This is a genomic window from Sulfurivermis sp. (assembly GCF_059410345.1).
Map to the genome: position 1 here is coordinate 273,763 of NZ_JBLJDO010000001.1, position 18,081 is coordinate 291,843.

The 18,081-nt window shown below is 61.4% G+C and carries 18 protein-coding genes and 2 tRNA genes; 16 read left to right on the forward strand and 4 right to left on the reverse strand.

Annotated elements, in window-relative coordinates; genetic code table 11:
- The 13 genes from pheA to galU all read left to right on the forward strand — a co-directional run bounded on the left by pheA (position 1) and on the right by galU (position 12,023).
- Positions 1-1,086: a prephenate dehydratase gene (gene pheA / locus ACMV8A_RS01270; protein ID WP_495323908.1), complete on the forward strand. Its 1,086-nt coding sequence runs from the start codon at positions 1-3 to the stop codon at positions 1,084-1,086.
- Between the two features lie 3 nt (positions 1,087-1,089).
- On the forward strand, positions 1,090-2,205 hold the full coding sequence (hisC, locus tag ACMV8A_RS01275; RefSeq protein WP_495323909.1) for a histidinol-phosphate transaminase: 1,116 nt from the start codon (positions 1,090-1,092) through the stop codon (positions 2,203-2,205).
- A 32-nt stretch (positions 2,206-2,237) separates the two neighbouring features.
- Positions 2,238-3,254, forward strand: coding sequence for a 3-deoxy-7-phosphoheptulonate synthase (gene aroF, locus ACMV8A_RS01280; RefSeq protein WP_495323910.1), 1,017 nt, complete (start codon positions 2,238-2,240; stop codon positions 3,252-3,254).
- A gap of 1 nt (position 3,255) precedes the next feature.
- Positions 3,256-4,113 carry a prephenate dehydrogenase/arogenate dehydrogenase family protein gene (locus ACMV8A_RS01285; RefSeq protein ID WP_495323911.1) on the forward strand — a complete coding sequence of 286 codons (858 nt, stop codon included), beginning with the start codon at positions 3,256-3,258 and terminating at the stop codon, positions 4,111-4,113.
- 15 nt (positions 4,114-4,128) lie between these two features.
- Positions 4,129-5,457, forward strand: coding sequence for a 3-phosphoshikimate 1-carboxyvinyltransferase (gene aroA / locus ACMV8A_RS01290; RefSeq protein WP_495323912.1), 1,329 nt, complete (start codon positions 4,129-4,131; stop codon positions 5,455-5,457).
- On the forward strand, positions 5,454-6,143 hold the full coding sequence (gene cmk, locus ACMV8A_RS01295; RefSeq protein ID WP_495323913.1) for a (d)CMP kinase: 690 nt from the start codon (positions 5,454-5,456) through the stop codon (positions 6,141-6,143). The genes aroA and cmk overlap by 4 nt, the downstream gene beginning before the upstream one ends.
- A 107-nt stretch (positions 6,144-6,250) precedes the next feature.
- Complete coding sequence (gene rpsA, locus ACMV8A_RS01300; protein WP_495323914.1) at positions 6,251-7,927, forward strand: 30S ribosomal protein S1; 1,677 nt, start codon at positions 6,251-6,253, stop codon at positions 7,925-7,927.
- 55 nt (positions 7,928-7,982) lie between these two features.
- The gene (locus ACMV8A_RS01305) at positions 7,983-8,279 is read left to right on the forward strand and encodes an integration host factor subunit beta (RefSeq protein ID WP_495323915.1); all 297 of its coding nucleotides are present in this window, start codon (positions 7,983-7,985) and stop codon (positions 8,277-8,279) included.
- A gap of 159 nt (positions 8,280-8,438) precedes the next feature.
- A complete protein-coding gene (locus ACMV8A_RS01310) occupies positions 8,439-8,732 on the forward strand; it encodes a LapA family protein (protein ID WP_495323916.1) in 294 nt (97 codons plus the stop codon).
- Between the two features lie 7 nt (positions 8,733-8,739).
- Complete coding sequence (lapB, locus tag ACMV8A_RS01315) at positions 8,740-9,909, forward strand: lipopolysaccharide assembly protein LapB (RefSeq protein WP_495323917.1); 1,170 nt, start codon at positions 8,740-8,742, stop codon at positions 9,907-9,909.
- A gap of 16 nt (positions 9,910-9,925) precedes the next feature.
- Positions 9,926-10,630, forward strand: a complete 705-nt coding sequence (gene pyrF, locus ACMV8A_RS01320) for an orotidine-5'-phosphate decarboxylase (RefSeq protein ID WP_495323918.1) — start codon at positions 9,926-9,928, stop codon at positions 10,628-10,630.
- Between the two features lie 142 nt (positions 10,631-10,772).
- Positions 10,773-11,042 (forward strand): ComEA family DNA-binding protein, encoded by a 270-nt coding sequence (locus ACMV8A_RS01325; RefSeq protein ID WP_495323919.1) that lies wholly within the window; start codon positions 10,773-10,775, stop codon positions 11,040-11,042.
- A 111-nt stretch (positions 11,043-11,153) separates the two neighbouring features.
- A complete protein-coding gene (gene galU / locus ACMV8A_RS01330; protein ID WP_495323920.1) occupies positions 11,154-12,023 on the forward strand; it encodes a UTP--glucose-1-phosphate uridylyltransferase GalU in 870 nt (289 codons plus the stop codon).
- A gap of 61 nt (positions 12,024-12,084) precedes the next feature.
- Here the strand turns inward: galU and ACMV8A_RS01335 are convergent.
- The 3 genes from ACMV8A_RS01335 to ACMV8A_RS01345 form a co-directional block, all read right to left on the reverse strand.
- Positions 12,085-12,160: transfer RNA gene (locus ACMV8A_RS01335), tRNA-Asn, on the reverse strand.
- A gap of 49 nt (positions 12,161-12,209) precedes the next feature.
- On the reverse strand, positions 12,210-12,782 hold the full coding sequence (locus tag ACMV8A_RS01340; RefSeq protein ID WP_495323921.1) for a GspH/FimT family pseudopilin: 573 nt from the start codon (positions 12,780-12,782) through the stop codon (positions 12,210-12,212).
- 100 nt (positions 12,783-12,882) lie between these two features.
- A complete protein-coding gene (locus ACMV8A_RS01345) occupies positions 12,883-14,073 on the reverse strand; it encodes a pyridoxal phosphate-dependent aminotransferase (RefSeq protein WP_495323998.1) in 1,191 nt (396 codons plus the stop codon).
- 83 nt (positions 14,074-14,156) lie between these two features.
- Here ACMV8A_RS01345 and uvrB point away from each other — a divergent pair, with 83 nt between their 5' ends.
- The 3 genes from uvrB to ACMV8A_RS01360 all read left to right on the forward strand — a co-directional run bounded on the left by uvrB (position 14,157) and on the right by ACMV8A_RS01360 (position 17,055).
- Positions 14,157-16,184, forward strand: coding sequence for an excinuclease ABC subunit UvrB (gene uvrB / locus ACMV8A_RS01350; protein WP_495323922.1), 2,028 nt, complete (start codon positions 14,157-14,159; stop codon positions 16,182-16,184).
- Positions 16,185-16,266: 82 nt separating this feature from the next.
- Positions 16,267-16,343 (forward strand) — tRNA-Val (locus ACMV8A_RS01355).
- Between the two features lie 58 nt (positions 16,344-16,401).
- Positions 16,402-17,055, forward strand: coding sequence for a YdcF family protein (locus ACMV8A_RS01360; protein ID WP_495323999.1), 654 nt, complete (start codon positions 16,402-16,404; stop codon positions 17,053-17,055).
- On the opposite strand, the gene ACMV8A_RS01365 is transcribed toward ACMV8A_RS01360, so the two are convergent.
- Positions 17,048-18,010 carry a chorismate transformation FkbO/Hyg5 family protein gene (locus tag ACMV8A_RS01365; RefSeq protein WP_495323923.1) on the reverse strand — a complete coding sequence of 321 codons (963 nt, stop codon included), beginning with the start codon at positions 18,008-18,010 and terminating at the stop codon, positions 17,048-17,050. The two genes, ACMV8A_RS01360 and ACMV8A_RS01365, sit on opposite strands and share 8 nt — an antisense overlap.
- Positions 18,011-18,081: the final 71 nt, after the last annotated feature.

Genomic DNA, 18,081 nt, shown 5'->3' on the forward strand with positions numbered 1-18,081 from the left:
ATGAACGAAGAACGGTTGCAGTCCATCCGCCAGCGTATCGATGCCCTGGACCAGCAGGTCCAGGCGTTGATCAACGAGCGCGCCTCCCTGGCGCAGGAGGTGGCGCGGGTCAAGATCGCCGCCGAGGGCGAGGAGGCCGTGTTCTATCGCCCCGAGCGCGAGGCGCAGGTGTTGCGCATGGTGCTGGAGCGCAATCAGGGCCCGCTGTCCGGCGAAGAGATGGCGCGGCTGTTCCGCGAGATCATGTCCGCCTGCCTGGCGCTGGAACGTCCCATGCGTATCGCCTTTCTCGGCCCCGAGGGGACCTTCACCCAGGCGGCCGCGCTGAAGCATTTCGGTCATTCGGTGCAGACCCTGCCCCTGGCGGCCATCGATGAGGTATTCCGTGAAGTGGAAGCGGGCAGCGCCGATTACGGTGTGGTGCCGGTGGAAAACTCCACCGGTGGCATCGTCAGTCACACCCTGGACACCTTGATCAATTCGTCGCTCAAGATTTGTGGCGAGGTGGAGCTGCGTATCCATCAGCACCTGATGGGCCGTATGGGCGGTCTGGCTGAGGTGCGCCGCATCTACTCGCACAGCCAGTCCCTGGCGCAGTGCCGTGAGTGGCTGGACGGCCACCTGTCCGGTATCGAGCGTATCGACTTGAGCAGCAATGCCGAGGCAGCACGACGTGCAGCGGCCGAGGAGGGCGCTGCCGCCATTGCCGGCGAGGTGGCCGCCGAGTTGTATGGACTGTCCATCCTGGCGCGCAATATCGAGGATCAGCCCAACAATACCACCCGTTTCCTGGTCATCGGCCGCAAGACCGTGCCGCCTTCCGGCAGCGACAAGACCTCCTTGCTGGTGGCCACCCGCAACAAACCGGGTGCGCTGTACCATCTGCTGGCGCCGCTGGCGCAGAGCGGCGTGTCCATGACCCGCATCGAATCACGCCCCTCGCGCCAGGGTATGTGGGAGTACGTGTTTTTCCTCGATATCGAGGGCCATGCCCTGGATGTCAAGGTCGCGGCGGCGCTGCATGAGTTGGAGGCAGAAGCCTCACTGTTCAAAATCCTCGGCTCCTATCCCAAGGCGGTCCTTTAAGTCATGAGCGACTTTCTGCATCTCGCCGCACCCGGCGTGCGGCAGCTCAAGCCCTATCAGCCCGGCAAACCCATCGAGGAGTTGGAGCGCGAATTGGGGGTGAGCAACATCATTAAGCTGGCTTCCAATGAAAACCCACTCGGCCCCAGCCCGCTCGCACTGTCGGCGGCGCGAGCCGCGCTGGAGGATGTCTGGCTCTATCCCGACGGCAATGGCTTTATCCTCAAGGAGCAGCTGGCGGCGAAGCTGGGTGTGACCATGGAGCAGCTGATCCTCGGCAACGGATCCAGTGATGTGTTGGATTTTGCCGTGCGCGCCTTCGTCACCCCGCAGGATGAGGTGATGTTCTCCGAGCATGCCTTTGCCGTGTACCCAATCCTGACCCAGGCGGCCGGTGCCAAGGCAGTGGTGGTGCCGGCCAAGGATTGGGGGCATGACCTGGTGGCCATGCGCGCCGCGGTCAGCGAGCGCACGCGCCTGATCTTCATCGCCAACCCCAACAACCCTACCGGCACCTGGTTGCCGGCGGTGGAACTGGAGGCCTTTATCGCCGGCCTGCCGGAGCATGTGTTGGTGCTGGTGGATGAGGCCTATTTCGAGTATGCCAGCCATCCGGCGATGGGGGCGGCGGACTATCCCGATGCCATTGCCTGGGTTGGCCGCTATCCGAACCTCATCGTCGCCCGTACCTTTTCCAAGTGCTACGGCTTGGCCGGGTTGCGCATCGGTTACGGTGTCTGCCACCCGCAGGTGGCAGACCTCATGAACCGGGTACGGCCGCCGTTCAACGTCAACAGCCTGGGGCTGGCGGCGGCGACGGCTGCGCTGGACGATGGTGAGCATCTACAGCAGACTCTGGAACTCAATGCCGCCGGCATGGCCCAGCTGACCGCAGGATTCCGTTCTCTTGATCTGCGTCATATCCCTTCCGTCGGCAATTTTATCAGTGTTGATACTGGCCGGACCGCGGCGCCGTTGTATGATGCGCTGCTGCGCGAGGGCGTCATCGTACGCCCGGTGGCCAACTACGGCATGCCGAACCACCTGCGCGTTACCGTGGGTTTACCTGAAGAGAACGAACGCTTCCTCACCGCCCTGGGCAAGGTGCTGGGGCGTTAAACCTATTTTTTTGTTAAGAGAGTGACACAGCCATGATCATCATCATGAACAACGAGGTTGCCGACGCGCAGATCGATGCCGTGGTGCAGCGGCTCAAGAGCTGGGGGCTGGGCAGCAATGTCTCCCGCGGCGTGGAGCGTACCGTCATCGGTGCTATCGGCGATGAGAGCAAAATCGACAAGGAGCTGCTGCAGGCCCTGCCGGGCGTGGAGCAGGTCATCCGCGTGATGAAGCCCTATAAGATCGTGGCCCGCTCCTATCATCAGGAAGACACCGTCATCGATATCAAGGGTATCAAGCTGGGCGGCAAGCAGATTCAGGTCATCGGCGGGCCGTGCTCGGTGGAAACCCAACCGCAGATGGACGAGGCGGCCAAGTATGTGGCAGCGGCCGGCTGTCGCCTGATGCGTGGTGGTGCCTTCAAGCCGCGCACCAGCCCGTACACCTTCCAGGGCGCCGGCGTCGAAGGTCTTGAGATGTTCCGCAAGGCTGCCGACAAGTACAAGCTGCCCATCGTTACCGAACTGATGGACGTGCGCCAGATCGACGCCTTCATGCAGTACGACGTCGACGTGATTCAAATCGGTACCCGCAACATGCAGAACTTCGATCTGCTGAAGGAGGTGGGCCGTCTGCACAAGCCGGTGATCCTCAAGCGCGGCATGGCGGCGACTATTTCCGAGTGGCTGATGGCGGCGGAGTACATCGCTGCCGGCGGTAACCACGATATCATCTTCTGCGAGCGCGGCGTGCGCAGTTTCGAGACCTACTACCGCAACATGCTCGACGTCACCGCCATTCCGGTGCTGAAGAAGGAGACCCATCTACCGGTGATCATCGATCCCAGTCATGCCGGCGGCAAGGCCTGGATGGTGCCGGCCCTGGCACGTGCCGCGGTGGCGGCCGGCGCCGATGGCCTGTTGGTGGAGATGCATCCCAACCCGTGCGAGGCATGGTGCGATGCCGACCAGGCGCTCAATCCGCAGGAACTAGCCGATCTGATGGTGTCGTTGAAGGGCATTGCCCAGGCCATCGGTCGCGAGCTCTGAGTTGATCTCACGGCTCTGCATTGTTGGTGTCGGCCTCATCGGCGGCTCGCTGGCGCGGGCGCTGAAGGCCGCCAGTGCCGTGGGCGAGGTGATCGGCCATGGCCGTGATGCCGCCCAGCTGCAGCTGGCCCTGGAGTTGGGGGTCATCGATCGGGCGGAGACTGATTTGGCCGCAGCGCTTCACGGCGCCGACGTGGTCGTGCTGGCGGTGCCGGTGGGGGCGATGGAGGGCGTGTTGCATGCCATGGCACCGCACCTCGGTGTCGATACCATCGTCACCGATGTGGGCAGCACCAAGGGCTCGGTGGTGGCGGCGGTGAAGCGGGTCTTTGGTTCAGTGCCGGCGCGCTTCGTGCCCGGGCACCCCATCGCCGGCACCGAGCGCAGCGGTGTGGCGGCCTCCTTCGCGGAGCTGTACCACAAGCGGCGCGTGATCCTGACGCCGCTGGCGCACACCGATGCCGCCGCCGTGGCCGTGGTGCGTGCCATGTGGCAGGCGGCGGGGGCCGAGGTGGTGGCGATGGAGGTGCAGCATCATGACGAGGTGCTGGCGGCCACCAGCCATCTGCCCCACGTGCTGGCCTATACCCTGGTCGATACCCTGGCGCGTATGGAAGAGCACACGGAGATATTCCGCTTCGCCGCCGGCGGTTTCCGCGATTTCACCCGTATCGCTAGCAGTGACCCGCGCATGTGGCACGATATCTGTCTGGCCAACCGCGACGCCATTCTCAAGGTATTGGACCGTTATGCCTCCGACCTGGCCGCGGTGCGCGGTGCGATCGAGCGTGGCGACGGCGCGGCATTGCTGCACACCTTTGGTCGCGCCAAGAAGGCGCGCGACGAATTCAAGCAATAATCCTGAAATCACATCATGTCCAATAGCAACGAACCCAATGTCATTTTCCGTGCCGCCGCCGGCGGCAAATTGCAGGGCCGCGTCCGCGTGCCCGGCGACAAATCCATTTCCCACCGCTCCATCATGCTCGGTTCCCTGGCCGAGGGTGTGACCGAGGTGAGCGGCTTCCTGGAGGGCGAGGATAACATCGCCACCCTGGAGGCCTTCCGCGCCATGGGCGTGCAGATCGAGGGGCCGCATGGTGGTTGCGTCACCGTGCACGGTGTTGGATTGCACGGCCTCAAGGCGCCGGGCAAACCGCTCTATCTGGGCAACTCCGGTACCTCCATGCGTCTGCTCTCCGGCCTGATGGCCGGGCAGAAGTTTGATGTGGAGATGAGCGGCGATGCCTCGCTGTCCAAGCGGCCAATGAAGCGCGTCACCGATCCCCTGCGCCTGATGGGCGCGGTGGTGGAAACCACTGACAAGGGCACGCCGCCGCTGCGGGTGAAGGGTGGCCAGCCGCTCAAGGGCATTGATTACGTCATGCCGATGGCCAGCGCCCAGGTGAAATCCTGCCTGTTGCTGGCCGGGCTGTATGCACACGGCAAGACCTGCGTCACCGAGCCGGCGCCGACCCGCGACCACACCGAGCGCATGCTGACCGGCTTCGGTTATGCGGTGGAGCGCCGTGGCAGCACCGTGTGTGTGCAGGGTGGCGGCGTGCTGAAGGCGACCCGCATCGATGTGCCGGCCGATATTTCCTCGGCCACCTTTTTCATGGTGGGGGCGGCCATCGCCGCCGGCTCCGATATCGTGCTGGAACATGTGGGTATCAATCCCACTCGCATCGGTGTAATCAACATCCTGCGTCTGATGGGGGCCGACCTGGAACTCATCAACGAACGCGAGGCGGGCGGCGAGCCGGTGGCCGACATCCGTGTGCGCGCCAGCAAGCTGAAGGGCATCCGCATCCCCGAGGAACAGGTACCGCTGGCCATCGATGAATTCCCGGCGCTGTTCATCGCCGCGGCCTGTGCCGAGGGCGAAACCGTGCTCACCGGCGCCGAGGAACTGCGTGTGAAGGAGTCCGACCGCATCCAGGTGATGGCCGATGGTCTGGTGGCGCTGGGTGTCGATGCCCGGCCCACCCCGGATGGCATGGTGATCCGTGGTGGCCGTATCGGCAGCGGCCAGGTGGACAGCCACGGTGACCACCGTATCGCCATGTCCTTCGCCATGGCGGCCTTGGCGGCCTCCGGCCCCATCACCATCACCGACTGCGCCAACGTCAACACCTCCTTCCCCGGCTTTGTGGCGCTGGCCAACCGGGCTGGCCTCACCCTCACGGCCGAGACCGCATGATGGCGGCCGGTGTCCCGGTCATTACCGTCGACGGCCCCAGCGGGGTCGGCAAGGGCACCATCAGCCAGCTGCTGACCCAGCGTTTTGGTTGGCATTTCCTCGACAGCGGCGCCCTCTATCGCCTCACCGCCCTGGCGGCGCGGCGGCAAAGGGTGAGTTTTGATGATGAGGCGGGCCTCGCCCGGGTGGCGCGTGAGTTGCCGGTGGAGTTCCGCCCACAGGTCGCCGGCGACTTGCAAATATTCCTTTCAGGACAAGAGGTTAGCCGGGATATTCGCACCGAGCAGGCGGGCAATGATGCGTCCAAGGTGGCTGCCGTGCCGGCCGTGCGTGCGGCCTTGCTGGAGCGGCAGCGCGCCTTCCGTCGGGCCCCGGGCCTGGTGGCCGACGGCCGCGATATGGGGACCACGGTGTTTCCCGACGCTCCGCTCAAGATATTTCTCACCGCCAGCGCCGAGGTGCGAGCGCAAAGGCGCTATAACCAGTTGAAGGAAAAGGGGTTAGATGCTAACCTACACAGTCTTTTCGTCGAGATCGCCGAGCGCGACGAGAGAGATCGTAATCGCAGCGTATCGCCGCTCAAGCCGGCGGACGATGCGGTGGTGATCGATACATCGATGCTCGGCATCTCAGAGGTTCTGGCGGCGGTGCTGGCGCAATGCCGGTCGCGGCTGGGTGTGCAGTAGGGGCTGCCGTCACATCGGGTGATGGCGGTTTGTTTTTTAACTTCAACCCGCGGCAGTAATGCGGTTCTACATACGTCGTTCGATGAACGGCAAGGGTTACGTGAGTGATGAGCGAAAGCTTTGCAGAATTGTTTGAACAGAGTCTTGTCGGTTCCCAGATGCGCCCCGGCGCCATCCTTACCGGCAAGGTAGTCCAGGTTGGCAACGACGTTGTCGTCATCAACGCCGGTCTCAAGTCCGAAGGCGTGATCCCCGTCGAGCAGTTCCTCAATGAGAACGGTGAGATCGAGGTGAAGGTCGGCGACGAGGTGGACGTTGCCCTGGAAATGGTGGAAGACGGTTTCGGCGCCACCCGCCTGTCCCGTGAAAAGGCCAAGCGTTCCGAGTCCTGGACCCGCCTGGAGCGCGCTTCCGAAGCAGGCGAGACCGTGGTCGGCCGCATCGTCGACAAGGTCAAGGGCGGCTTCACCGTCGACCTCAAGGATATTCGCGCCTTCCTGCCTGGTTCCCTGGTGGATGTGCGCCCGGTGCGCGATCCCTCCTACCTGGAAGGGAAGGACCTGGAATTCAAGGTCATCAAGCTCGATCGCAAGCGTAACAATGTCGTCGTCTCCCGCCGTGCCGTGGTGGAGTCCGAGGGCAGCGAAGAACGCGAAGCCCTGCTGGAAGGCCTGCAAGAAGGCCAGGTGGTCAAGGGTATCGTCAAGAACCTCACCGACTACGGCGCCTTCGTCGACCTCGGTGGTATCGACGGTCTGCTGCACATCACCGACATGGCCTGGAAGCGCGTCAAGCATCCTTCCGAGGTGGTTAACGTCGGCGACGAAATCGATGTCAAGGTACTCAAATTCGATCGCGAGCGTACCCGTGTTTCCCTGGGCCTCAAGCAGCTGGGCGAGGATCCGTGGGAAGACATCACCCGCCGTTACCCGGTGGGCACCCGCATGTTCGGCAAGGTGACCAACCTGACCGACTACGGTTGCTTCGTCGAGATCGAAGAGGGTGTGGAAGGTCTGGTGCATGTTTCCGAGATGGACTGGACCAACAAGAACATCCACCCGTCCAAGGTTGTGCAGATGGGCGACGAAGTGGAGGTCATGGTGCTGGACATCGACGCCGAGCGCCGTCGCATTTCCCTCGGCATGAAGCAGTGCCAGGAAAATCCGTGGGATGCCTTCTCCAGTACCCACAACAAGGGCGACAAGGTTTCCGGCAAGATCAAGTCCATCACCGATTTCGGCATCTTCATTGGCCTGGACGGCGGTATCGACGGTCTGATCCACCTGTCCGACATCGCCTGGAATGTGCCGGGTGAAGAGGCAGTACGCAATTATGCCAAGGGCGACGAGGTCGAAGCCGTGATCCTGGCCATCGATCCGGAGCGTGAGCGCATCTCCCTCGGTATCAAACAGATGGAGAAGGATCCGTTCTCCAACTACGTGGCCGAACATCGCAAGGGCAGCGTCGTCAAGGGTATCGTGCGCGAAGTGGATGCCAAGGGCGCCATCATCGACCTGGAAGAGGGGGTCGAAGGCTATCTGCGTGCCTCCGAACTCTCCCGCGACCGTGTCGAAGATGCCCGTAGCCTGCTGAAGGCCGGCGATGAGGTTGAGGCCAAGTTCATGGGCGTCGACCGCAAGAACCGCACCATCACCCTGTCCGTCAAGGCGAAGGACAGCGAAGAGGAGGCGGAGGCCATGCAGGACTACAACCGCGCCGCAGCAGCTGCCAACCCGACCCTGGGTGACCTGCTGAAGGAGCAGATGGAAAACAAGAACGACTAAGCAGTGAACTGGAAGGCCCGCCCGCGGCGGGCCTTCCCTTACTTTGGGGACCTCCATGACCAAGTCGGAACTGATCGAGATCCTGGCGCGCAAGCAGCCCCAGCTCAATTCCAAAGATGTCGAGTTGGCGGTGAAAACCATTCTGGAACACATGGCGCAGGTACTGGCCAGCGGTGAGCGCATCGAGATTCGTGGATTTGGCAGCTTTTCCCTGCACTACCGCCCCCCCCGCGTTGGACGCAATCCCAAGACCGGTGACTCCGTGCAGCTCGGTGCCAAGTATGTGCCGCACTTCAAACCCGGCAAGGAACTGCGTGAACGTGTTGATCAGGGTATGGCGCTGACCGAATGATTCGCCAGGTCGTGGCTATGCCGTAACTCAGTCCCAAGGGACTGCCCGCCATCGCGGCACGCACTTTGTAATTCGTCGAGCCTGGTAATATCCTGTAGCAACGCGTTAGGCGTAAACCTTGGGATACGATTGGGGGACTGCCCCGCTGACGGGATCGACATGAAACGCCTATTACTCCTCATACTTTTCCTGCTATTGCTCGCCCTCGGCATCAGTTTCGCCGTCCACAATGCCGATCCTGTTACGCTGAATTATTATTTCGGCTCCATCACCGGGCCGCTGTCCATGATTGTTGTTATCTCTCTTGCTGTCGGTGCCGTGCTGGGCGTAGGTACCAGCCTGCTGCTGGTGTTCAGCCAGCGCCGCAAGGTGGCGCGCTTGCAACGCAAACTGAATACCTGCGAGCAGGAGATCCGCAATCTGCGGCATCTGCCGCTGCGCGATAAACACTGATCTCCCTATGGGCGTTGAGCTCCTGTTCCTGTTGTTGCCGGTGGCCGCACTATCAGGCTGGCTATTGGGACGGCGTGACACGCGGGATGGCGGACGACAGTTCTCACGCCTTTCATCCGATTATTTCAAGGGACTCAACTTCCTGCTCAATGAGCAGCAGGACAAGGCCATCGAGGTCTTCATCCACATGCTGGAAGTGGACAGCGATACGGTGGACACCCATTTTGCGGTCGGTAATCTGTTCCGTCGGCGGGGTGAAGTGGATCGCGCCATCCGCATCCACCAGAATTTAATCGCGCGCCCCACGCTCAATCGTCAGCAGCGCGATCAAGCCTTGTTTGAACTGGGCACTGACTACATGCGCGCCGGGCTGCTCGACCGTGCAGAGAATCTTTTTCAGGAGTTGGTGGCTGAGAGTACGGCATATCGTCAGCAAGCATTGCGACAATTACTGGATATCTACCAGCAGGAAAAGGAGTGGCATAAGGCTATTGCCATTGGGCAGCGCCTGCAAGGTATGGGGAATGAAGGGATCAGTCCCATCATCGCGCAATTTTTTTGTGAACAGGCGGAACAGGCACTGATGCTGGGGGAGCGCAGCGATGCGCTGCGACTGGTGCGTCGAGCGCTGGTTGAAGATCGTGACTGTGTCCGTGCGACCCTGCTGGAGGGACGTATTGAACTGGAGGCAGGGGAGCATAAGTCTGCCGTGCGCATCTTCCGCCGGGTGGAGCAACAGGACCCGGCCTATTTGCCGGAAGTGCTGGCGCCTCTGCAAGAGGCTTTCGGGCAACAGGGACGCGACGGTGAGATGATTGCTTATTTGCGCGAGATACTTTCCCGTCATGGAGGTATCTCAATCATGCTGGCCTTGGCGGATCTGATCCGTCAGCAGCAAGGCGCGGCGGAAGCAACGGTATTTGTGGTCAATCACATGCGTGGGCATCCATCCATTCGGGGCATGGAGCGCTTGATCGACCTGAAGCTGCAATCCAGCGAGGGGCAGGCGCGTGACGATTTGCTGGTGTTGAAGGATTTGACGGATAAGCTGCTGGAGAGCAAGCCGGTATATTGTTGCAGCCACTGCGGCTATAGCGGCAAGACGTTGAGCTGGCAGTGTCCTAGCTGCAAGCAATGGAATACCACCAAGCCGATACACGGCATTGAGGGCGAATAAGATGTCTGGAGTGAGCATGGCGAAGAGTTTGGGTCCACGTATCATCATCGCGCTTGACTATGCGGAGCCGCGACGGGCGCTGGATATGGTAGAACGCCTGGACCCTTCACGCTGCCGCCTCAAGGTGGGAAAAGAATTGTTTACGCGGGGCGGCCCGCAGTTGGTGGAGACGCTGCGTAACAAGGGCTATGAAGTTTTCCTCGATCTGAAATTTCATGATATTCCGAATACCGTGGCCGGTGCGTGCAGCGCGGCCGCCGATCTTGGTGTCTGGATGGTCAATGTCCATGCACTCGGTGGCGCTCGTATGATGCTTGCGGCGCGCGAGGCAATGGATAAAGCCGCTCAGCCGCCGCTGCTCATCGCGGTGACGGTGCTCACCAGCATGGGTGAGCAGGATATTCACGAGATTGGTTTGCCTGGCATGCCTGCCGACAATGTGGCCCGTCTGGCTGCATTGGCGCAGCGTTCCGGGATGGATGGCGTGGTCTGTTCACCGCAGGAGGTGTCGATGCTGCGCTCGCAGACCGGCGACGCCTTTCGCCTCGTGACCCCAGGTATCCGACCGGCATGGTCAGCCAAAGGGGACCAGACCCGTATCACGACGCCCGCGGATGCTGTGCGCCTGGGGTCCGATTATCTGGTGATTGGCCGGCCGATTACCGCAGCTGATGACCCTATGGCCGCGCTGGCGGCTATCGAGGCCGAACTGGCAGATTAGTGCTGAATATTCCTACATGGTATTCAGGGTATTCTGATGGAGCAGGCCTTGCGCTGAGGATTTCACGCCACTAACTTGGCATACGCACCGCACACCGCCGGTGTGCGGTGAGGGACTGTCAGCAATCACATGGAGTGAAATCATGCGCAAGTTCGTTATGGGTTGTTTCTCTGCTCTACTTCTTGGCCTCTCTGCCATCACCCAGGCGGCCCCGGTCGACATCAATAGCGCCGATGCAACGGTATTGGCCCAAGGCATCAAGGGCGTCGGCGTCAAGCGTGCCGAGGCAATCGTGGCCTACCGCAAAGAGCATGGTCCGTTCAAAACGGTGGATGATCTGGCCAAGGTGCCTGGTGTCGGCGCCAAAGTCGTGGAAGAGAACCGCGCCAACCTTTCTGTTGGAAAACGTTAGATAAATTGTGAATTTCTCCTCTTTTCAGCGCCCGCGTCGCGGGCGCTTTCTTTTGTTTTAGCGGCATTTATTTCACAATAGCTGCGCCAATCCCTATCTCAGGACGTAACTGTGAAGATCACCAAGGCAGTGTTTCCCGTCGCCGGTATGGGCACCCGCTTTCTGCCGGCCACCAAGGCCAACCCCAAGGAGATGCTTCCCATCGTCGACAAACCGCTGATTCAGTATGCGGTGGAGGAGGCGATTGCGGCCGGCATTAGCGAAATGATCTTCGTCACCAGCAGCGCCAAACGCGCCATTGAAGATCACTTCGATAAGAACTATGAAATGGAAGCGGAACTGGAAAAGAAGCAGAAATGGGAGCTTCTGGAACTGGTACGCAATGTTTTACCCACGGGCGTGTCGTGCGCCTATGTGCGTCAGCCAGAGGCGTTGGGTTTGGGGCACGCGGTATTGTGTGCCAAGCCGCTGATTAAAGACGAACCGTTTGCCGTGATTTTGGCCGATGACCTCATTGATGGCCATGGCGGTGGTGCAATGGCGCAAATGGCGCAGTTGTATGCACAACATCAATGCAGCCTGCTTGGTGTTGAAGAGGTGGCAGCAGAGGATACGGACAAGTATGGCATCGTCAAGGCGGCGACTATGGATGAGCGCCTGTCGCGGGTCGAGCGCATCGTGGAAAAGCCGAAGCCTGCGGATGCACCGTCGACGCTTGCAGTGGTGGGCCGTTATATCCTTACTTCACGCATCTTCGAATTGTTGGAAACCACGGGGCGTGGCGCTGGCGGGGAAATACAATTGACGGATGCCATAGCCGCCCTGTTGAAAGAGGAACAGGTGCTGGCCTACCGTTTCAGCGGGCGCCGCTATGATTGCGGTAGCAAACTGGGCTATCTGGAGGCTACAGTGGAGTATGCGTTGAAGCACCCGGAACTCAGCGACGAGTTCCGCAGCTATTTGAAGAAGAATTTCTGCTGAGTTTTCGTATTTTTGGACAACAGTGGCGCCGCGTGGCTTGACTGTTGATAAAGGCAGGAATTGGCTCCCCCGGTTGGACTCGAACCAACGACACACGGATTAACAGTCCGCTGATCTACCGACTGATCTACGGGGGAATCGATAGAGGCGCATATACTACTTATCCGCCCCCGCGAGGTCAATACTTCAAGGCGGGCATTGCAGGGCATTCCCTTGTGCTGATTTGTCAGAGACACGGAGACGGCCAGTCTTGGCAACGATCAAGGCCTTGGCCGCCGCTGCACCCCGTTCGTCACAGAGGATGAAGGTTCCATTGCTGCTGGCGGTGCCGTTGGGATAGTAGATGGCATAGTTGGCACTGGGGAACGCACTCCAGGTCAGTGTCTGCGTGGGGGACAGCGCGGCCTGTGTCCACAGCACCTCGTCTTCCCCATTTAGGATTTTGTCGCCATTGAGATCGGCAAAAATAATCCAGCCGTCGTGCCACTCCACGTGCTTGTCGCAGCCCTTTTCCACCGTGCCCTTGCAGACGATGATGCGTTGGTTGCGTGTGATCGCCTCGCTACGGGCGTAATTCAGATTGCTGGCCAGGGTGTTGACCGAGGTGGTGAGACGGTTGTTCTGCAGCAGGGTCGCAAAGGAGGGGAGCGCCAGGGCCATTACTATGCCGGCGATAGCGAGCGTGCTGACGAGCTCGGTGAGTGTGTAGCCCTGCGGCGGTCGGTGGACGGCCCGGGCGGAGGAGAAGATGACGTCCATGTCATACCCACATCCATGTCGGGTATAACCATATGATGACTGGGATTTTAGTTAAAGGGCCAGCCTGTCAGCGCTTGACTAATCCGTTGTCGGATTTTTCCTATTTTTGGCCGAAGAGATCGCTGAGGCGCTGCAGGGCATTACGCAGGTTGTCCAGCGAGGTGGCAAAGGACAGGCGCATGTAACCCTCGCTGCCGAAGGCGGAACCGGGAACGAGGGCCACCCCGGTCCGATTCAGGATGTACTCACCCAGCTCGATATCGTTATTGATCTCGGCATGCCCAGCGATGATGTCGCGCATGTCCATGAAGGAATAGAACGCGCCCTGGGAGGGCAGGCAGTTGACGCCCTTGATACGGTTCAGGCCGGCCACCACGAAGTCGTGGCGCTCCTTGAAGGCCTTGAGCATGGTCTGGATGCAGGTCTGATCACCGTTCAGGGCCACTTCCGCCGCCACTTGGGAGATGGAGGTGGGGTTGGAGGTGCTCTGGGACTGGATATTCTTCATCGCCTCGATGAGCTTGTCCGGGCCGGCGGCATAGCCGATGCGCCAGCCGGTCATGGAATAGGCCTTGGATACGCCGTTGAGGACGATGGTGCGTGCGTACAGATCCGGGCAGGCATTGAGGATGTTGGCGAAGGGCTCGTCGCTCCACAGGATGTGCTCGTACATGTCGTCCGAGGCGATCAGCACCTGGGGATGACGGCGCAGTACCTCGCCCAGGGCGGCCAGTTCTGCCTTGCTGTAGGCGACACCGGTGGGATTGGATGGGCTGTTCAGCACCACCAGGCGGGTACGCGGGGTGATGGCGGCCTCCAGCTGGGCCGGGCTGATCTTGAAGCCCTGTTCCAGACCCGCCTCGATGATCACCGGCACGCCCTCGGCCAGCAGCACCATGTCCGGGTAGGACACCCAGTAGGGGGCGGGGATGATGACCTCGTCGCCCGCATCCAGCAGGGCCTGGGCCAGGTTGTAGAAGCTCTGTTTGCCGCCGCAGGAGACCAGGATCTGCTTGGGGCTATAGGTCAGGCCATTGTCGCGGGCGAACTTGGCGATGATGGCCTTTTTCAGTCCCGGCGTGCCGTCCACGGCGGTATACTTGGTGAAGCCTTTGTTGATGGCCTCGATGGCCGCCTGCTTGATGTGGTCAGGGGTGTCGAAATCCGGTTCGCCGGCGCCGAGGCCGATGATGTCCTTGCCCTGCGCCTTCAGTTCCTGGGCGCGCGCGGTGACCGCCAGGGTGGGGGAAGGCTTGATGCTCTGAACGCGCTTGGACAATTGGATCTCCACCATTTTCCTCGACACAAAAGTTGGGAATAAAACCGCGCTAATATAGCTGAACCGCGGCCGTTGCTGAATCCCCCAACCCCCCGATGACGAAGAGAAATTTCCAGTTACAGGCCCCTTATGCCCCGGCCGGCGACCAGCCGGAGGCCATCCGACGCCTGGTCGAGGGGCTGCAGGCCGGCGAGGCCGGCATGACCCTGCTTGGCGTTACCGGTTCCGGCAAGACCTACACCATCGCCAACGTCATCCAGCAGGTGCAGCGGCCGACGCTGATCATGGCCCACAACAAGACCCTGGCGGCCCAGTTGTACGGTGAGATGAAGGAGTTCTTTCCCCACAACGCGGTGGAGTATTTCGTTTCCTACTACGACTACTACCAACCGGAGGCCTATGTCCCCTCCACGGACACCTTCATCGAGAAGGACGCCTCCATCAACGACCATATCGAGCAGATGCGTCTGTCGGCCACCAAAGCCATCCTGGAACGGCCAGATACCATCATCGTCGCCACCGTCTCCGCTATCTACGGTCTGGGTGACCCGGACTCCTATATGCACATGCTGCTGCATCTGGTGCGCGGCGACATCATCGATCAGCGCGCCATCCTGCGCCGCCTGGCCGAACTGCAATACACCCGCAACGACATCGAGCTGCGTCGCGGCACCTACCGGGTGCGTGGCGAAGTGATCGATATTTTCCCCGCCGACTCCGACAGCGAGGCAGTGCGGGTGGAGTTGTTCGATGAGGAGGTGGAGTCGCTCAGTTTCTTCGACCCCCTCACCGGTGAGATGCTGCGCAAGGTGCCGCGCGTCACCATCTATCCCAAGACGCACTACGTCACCCCGCGCGAGAAGGTGCTGGAGGCGGTGGAGGCGATCAAGGTGGAGCTGAAGGAACGGCTGGAGGAACTGCACGCTGCCAACAAGCTGGTGGAGGAGCAGCGGCTGGAGCAGCGCACCCGTTTCGACATCGAGATGATGCTGGAACTAGGTTATTGCTCCGGCATCGAGAACTATTCGCGCCACCTGTCCGGACGGGCGCCGGGCGAGCCGCCGCCGACCTTGTTCGACTATCTGCCACAGGACGCCCTTTTGGTCATCGACGAATCACACGTCACTGTGCCGCAGATCGGTGCCATGTACCGTGGCGATCGCTCGCGTAAGGAAAACCTGGTCAATTACGGCTTCCGCCTGCCCTCGGCGCTGGACAACCGGCCGCTCAAGTTCGAAGAGTGGGAACGGCTGTCGCCGCAGGCCATCTTCGTCTCCGCTACACCGGCGAAATATGAGCTGGAACACTCTGGTGAGGTGGTGGAGCAGGTGGTGCGCCCCACCGGCCTGGTGGACCCGGACGTGGAAGTGCGCCCGGCCACCACCCAGGTGGACGACCTGCTGTCGGAGATCGGCAAGCGGGTGGCAGTGGAGGAGCGCGTGCTGGTCACCACCCTGACCAAGAAAATGGCCGAGGACCTCACCGATTATCTGGCCGAGCACGATGTGCGTGTGCGTTACATGCATTCGGACATCGACACCGTCGAGCGCATGGAGATCATTCGCGACCTGCGCCTTGGCGCCTTCGACGTGCTGGTGGGCATCAACCTGTTGCGTGAGGGTCTGGATATGCCCGAGGTTTCCCTGGTGGCGATCCTCGATGCTGACAAGGAGGGCTTCCTGCGCTCCGAAACCTCGCTGATCCAGACCATTGGCCGTGCCGCGCGCCATCTCAACGGTCGCGCCATTCTTTACGCCGATCGCATTACCGGGTCCATGCAACGTGCGATGGAGGAAACCGCACGGCGCCGGCAGAAACAGATGGATTTCAACAGTGCGCACGGCATCACCCCACGCAGCATAAAGAAGGCGGTGCGTGACATCCTGGAGTCGGGTTATCCCGGTGTGCCCGGTACACCGTCCCGTTACGCCAAGGTGGCGGAGGAGGTCATGGAGTATGCCGCCCTGCCCGCGGCGGAACTGGCCAAACGGATCAAAAAGCTGGAAGAGCAGATGTACCAGCACGCTCGCAACCTGGAATTCGAGGAGGCGGCGAAGCTGCGCGATCAGATCCGCTTGATGCAGGAACACAACATGGGTTTGGGTGAGCCGGCGGCAGACTGATGGATTACTGCTGTCAAATCAGTTGCTTATCCTGCATTTGACTGTGCGGCATGAACCGGTATAATGGCGCGCTTCTGACGACAGGCGTGTAGCTCAGCTGGTTAGAGCACCACCTTGACATGGTGGGGGTCGTTGGTTCGAGTCCAATCACGCCTACCATATATACTCCAGGGCCCCGCTATAGCGGGGCTTTGCGTTTCCGGGGTACGTCGTGCGTATGTCCGCTGCCGCCGTCGGCGCCGACGGTTTCAAAATGCTGTTCATCTCTACGCTGCTGATCCTGGGCAGCGGCGGTCTTTCCCTGTTGTGGGTCCTGCGTCGTGTTCTGATCACCGGCCGTACTGCGCCCTGCCAGACGATTGCGCTGGCATCGGTGTTGGTGCCCGGCGTGCGCCTGCAGGACGGCGCGGTCGGTGCCGATTTTCGTCAACGTCTGGAGCGCGCCCTGGCGCTACATGGCGCAGGGGCCGGAACCTTGGTACTGCTGGGTGGGGTGACGGGCCGTAGTACGGTGAGCGAGGCGGCGAGGGGGGCGGAGTATCTGGTGGCGCGTGGCGTGCCGTCGACCGCCCTGCACCTGGAAGAGCGCTCGCGGCATACCCTGGAAAACCTGCGCCATGCCCGCGATCTGCTCGGCAGCACCGCTACGGTGACCATCGTTTCCAACCGTTATCACCTGGAGCGCCTAGGCGTGATGGCCGAAGGTCTGGGGATGTCGCATGCCCTGTGTGCGGCCGAAGCGCGCTGGCAATGGTCGGTGGCGGTGATCGGACGGCTGCTGTTGGAGGCCTTTTATGTGCACTGGTATCTGACCGGCCGCCACTGGGCACGCCTGGTGCGCGATCGTGCCAGTGAGGCACGCATCAGCTGACGGCGATGCCTTCGATTTCGACCAGCAATTCACTGCGGCAGACGTCGGCCTGGAGGTACAGCACGGCGTGTTGCGTTCCCAAGCGTCGCTCCAGTTCGGCCCGGATGTAGGGATAGTCTGCAGCGCGCCGTATGTAGACCTTGAGCAACTGCAAGGCTTCGAGTCGCGTGGGGGCCGCCGGGTGCAGGGTGAGGCCGTGGGCCAGCAGGCGCTCGATGTTGTCCAGGGTGAGTTGTAACTGGGCGGCGCTGTCGTCACGATGCACGCTGGCGTGGCCGCGCACACTGGCGGTGCCGGACAGATAGAAGTGGGTGGCATCCGCCCAGGGGTTGATTACGGCGCGGGAGAAGGACGGACTGCGTGGGCCATAGCGGCGTGGATAGCGGAAGGCGCTGACCTGCTGCGGGTTCTCCACCTGGATACCCGGTTCCCGGGCGGCCAGAAAATACACCACCAAACCAGGACCATGACTGCCCAGCGCACTGGCGGCGGGCAGCCGGGCCTCGTAGCCGGGGGTAGTGTTGAAGGCGGCATGGCGGCCGCTGCAGAACAACTGGTAGCGCTCGCCGCCGGTGTCATGCCCGACGATGCGCGGCAGGTAGTTCCACATGCGCAGGGGGGCCGGAAAGCCCCGCGCCGCCAGTAGATCGAGCAGGGCTTGATAACCCTCGTGGCTGGCCTGCTCCAGGGGGAGGGCATCCTCCAGGCGCATGGCGCCGAACAGAAATACCTCATCATGCACCAGATGCACCGGACCGGCGGTTTCGTGCTGCAAGGCACTGGAGGATGACCACAGCTCGAGGCAGCCGCCACTGTGTCCCAGCACCGGCATCGCGACATCGATGCAGATCCGGCCATCGTGTAAGGTGATGTCACTATGGGTGCTGCCGTAGCGCACCACCGCAAAGGTGTCGGCAGCGGGGGCGGTGTCGTAGTGTACGCGCGGTGCTGACATCAGTAGGGGAGGCCTGCGCTGGGACTGGCGGCGCAGCGGGCGCCGATTGAGTTCGGGGCGGGAGTATATAT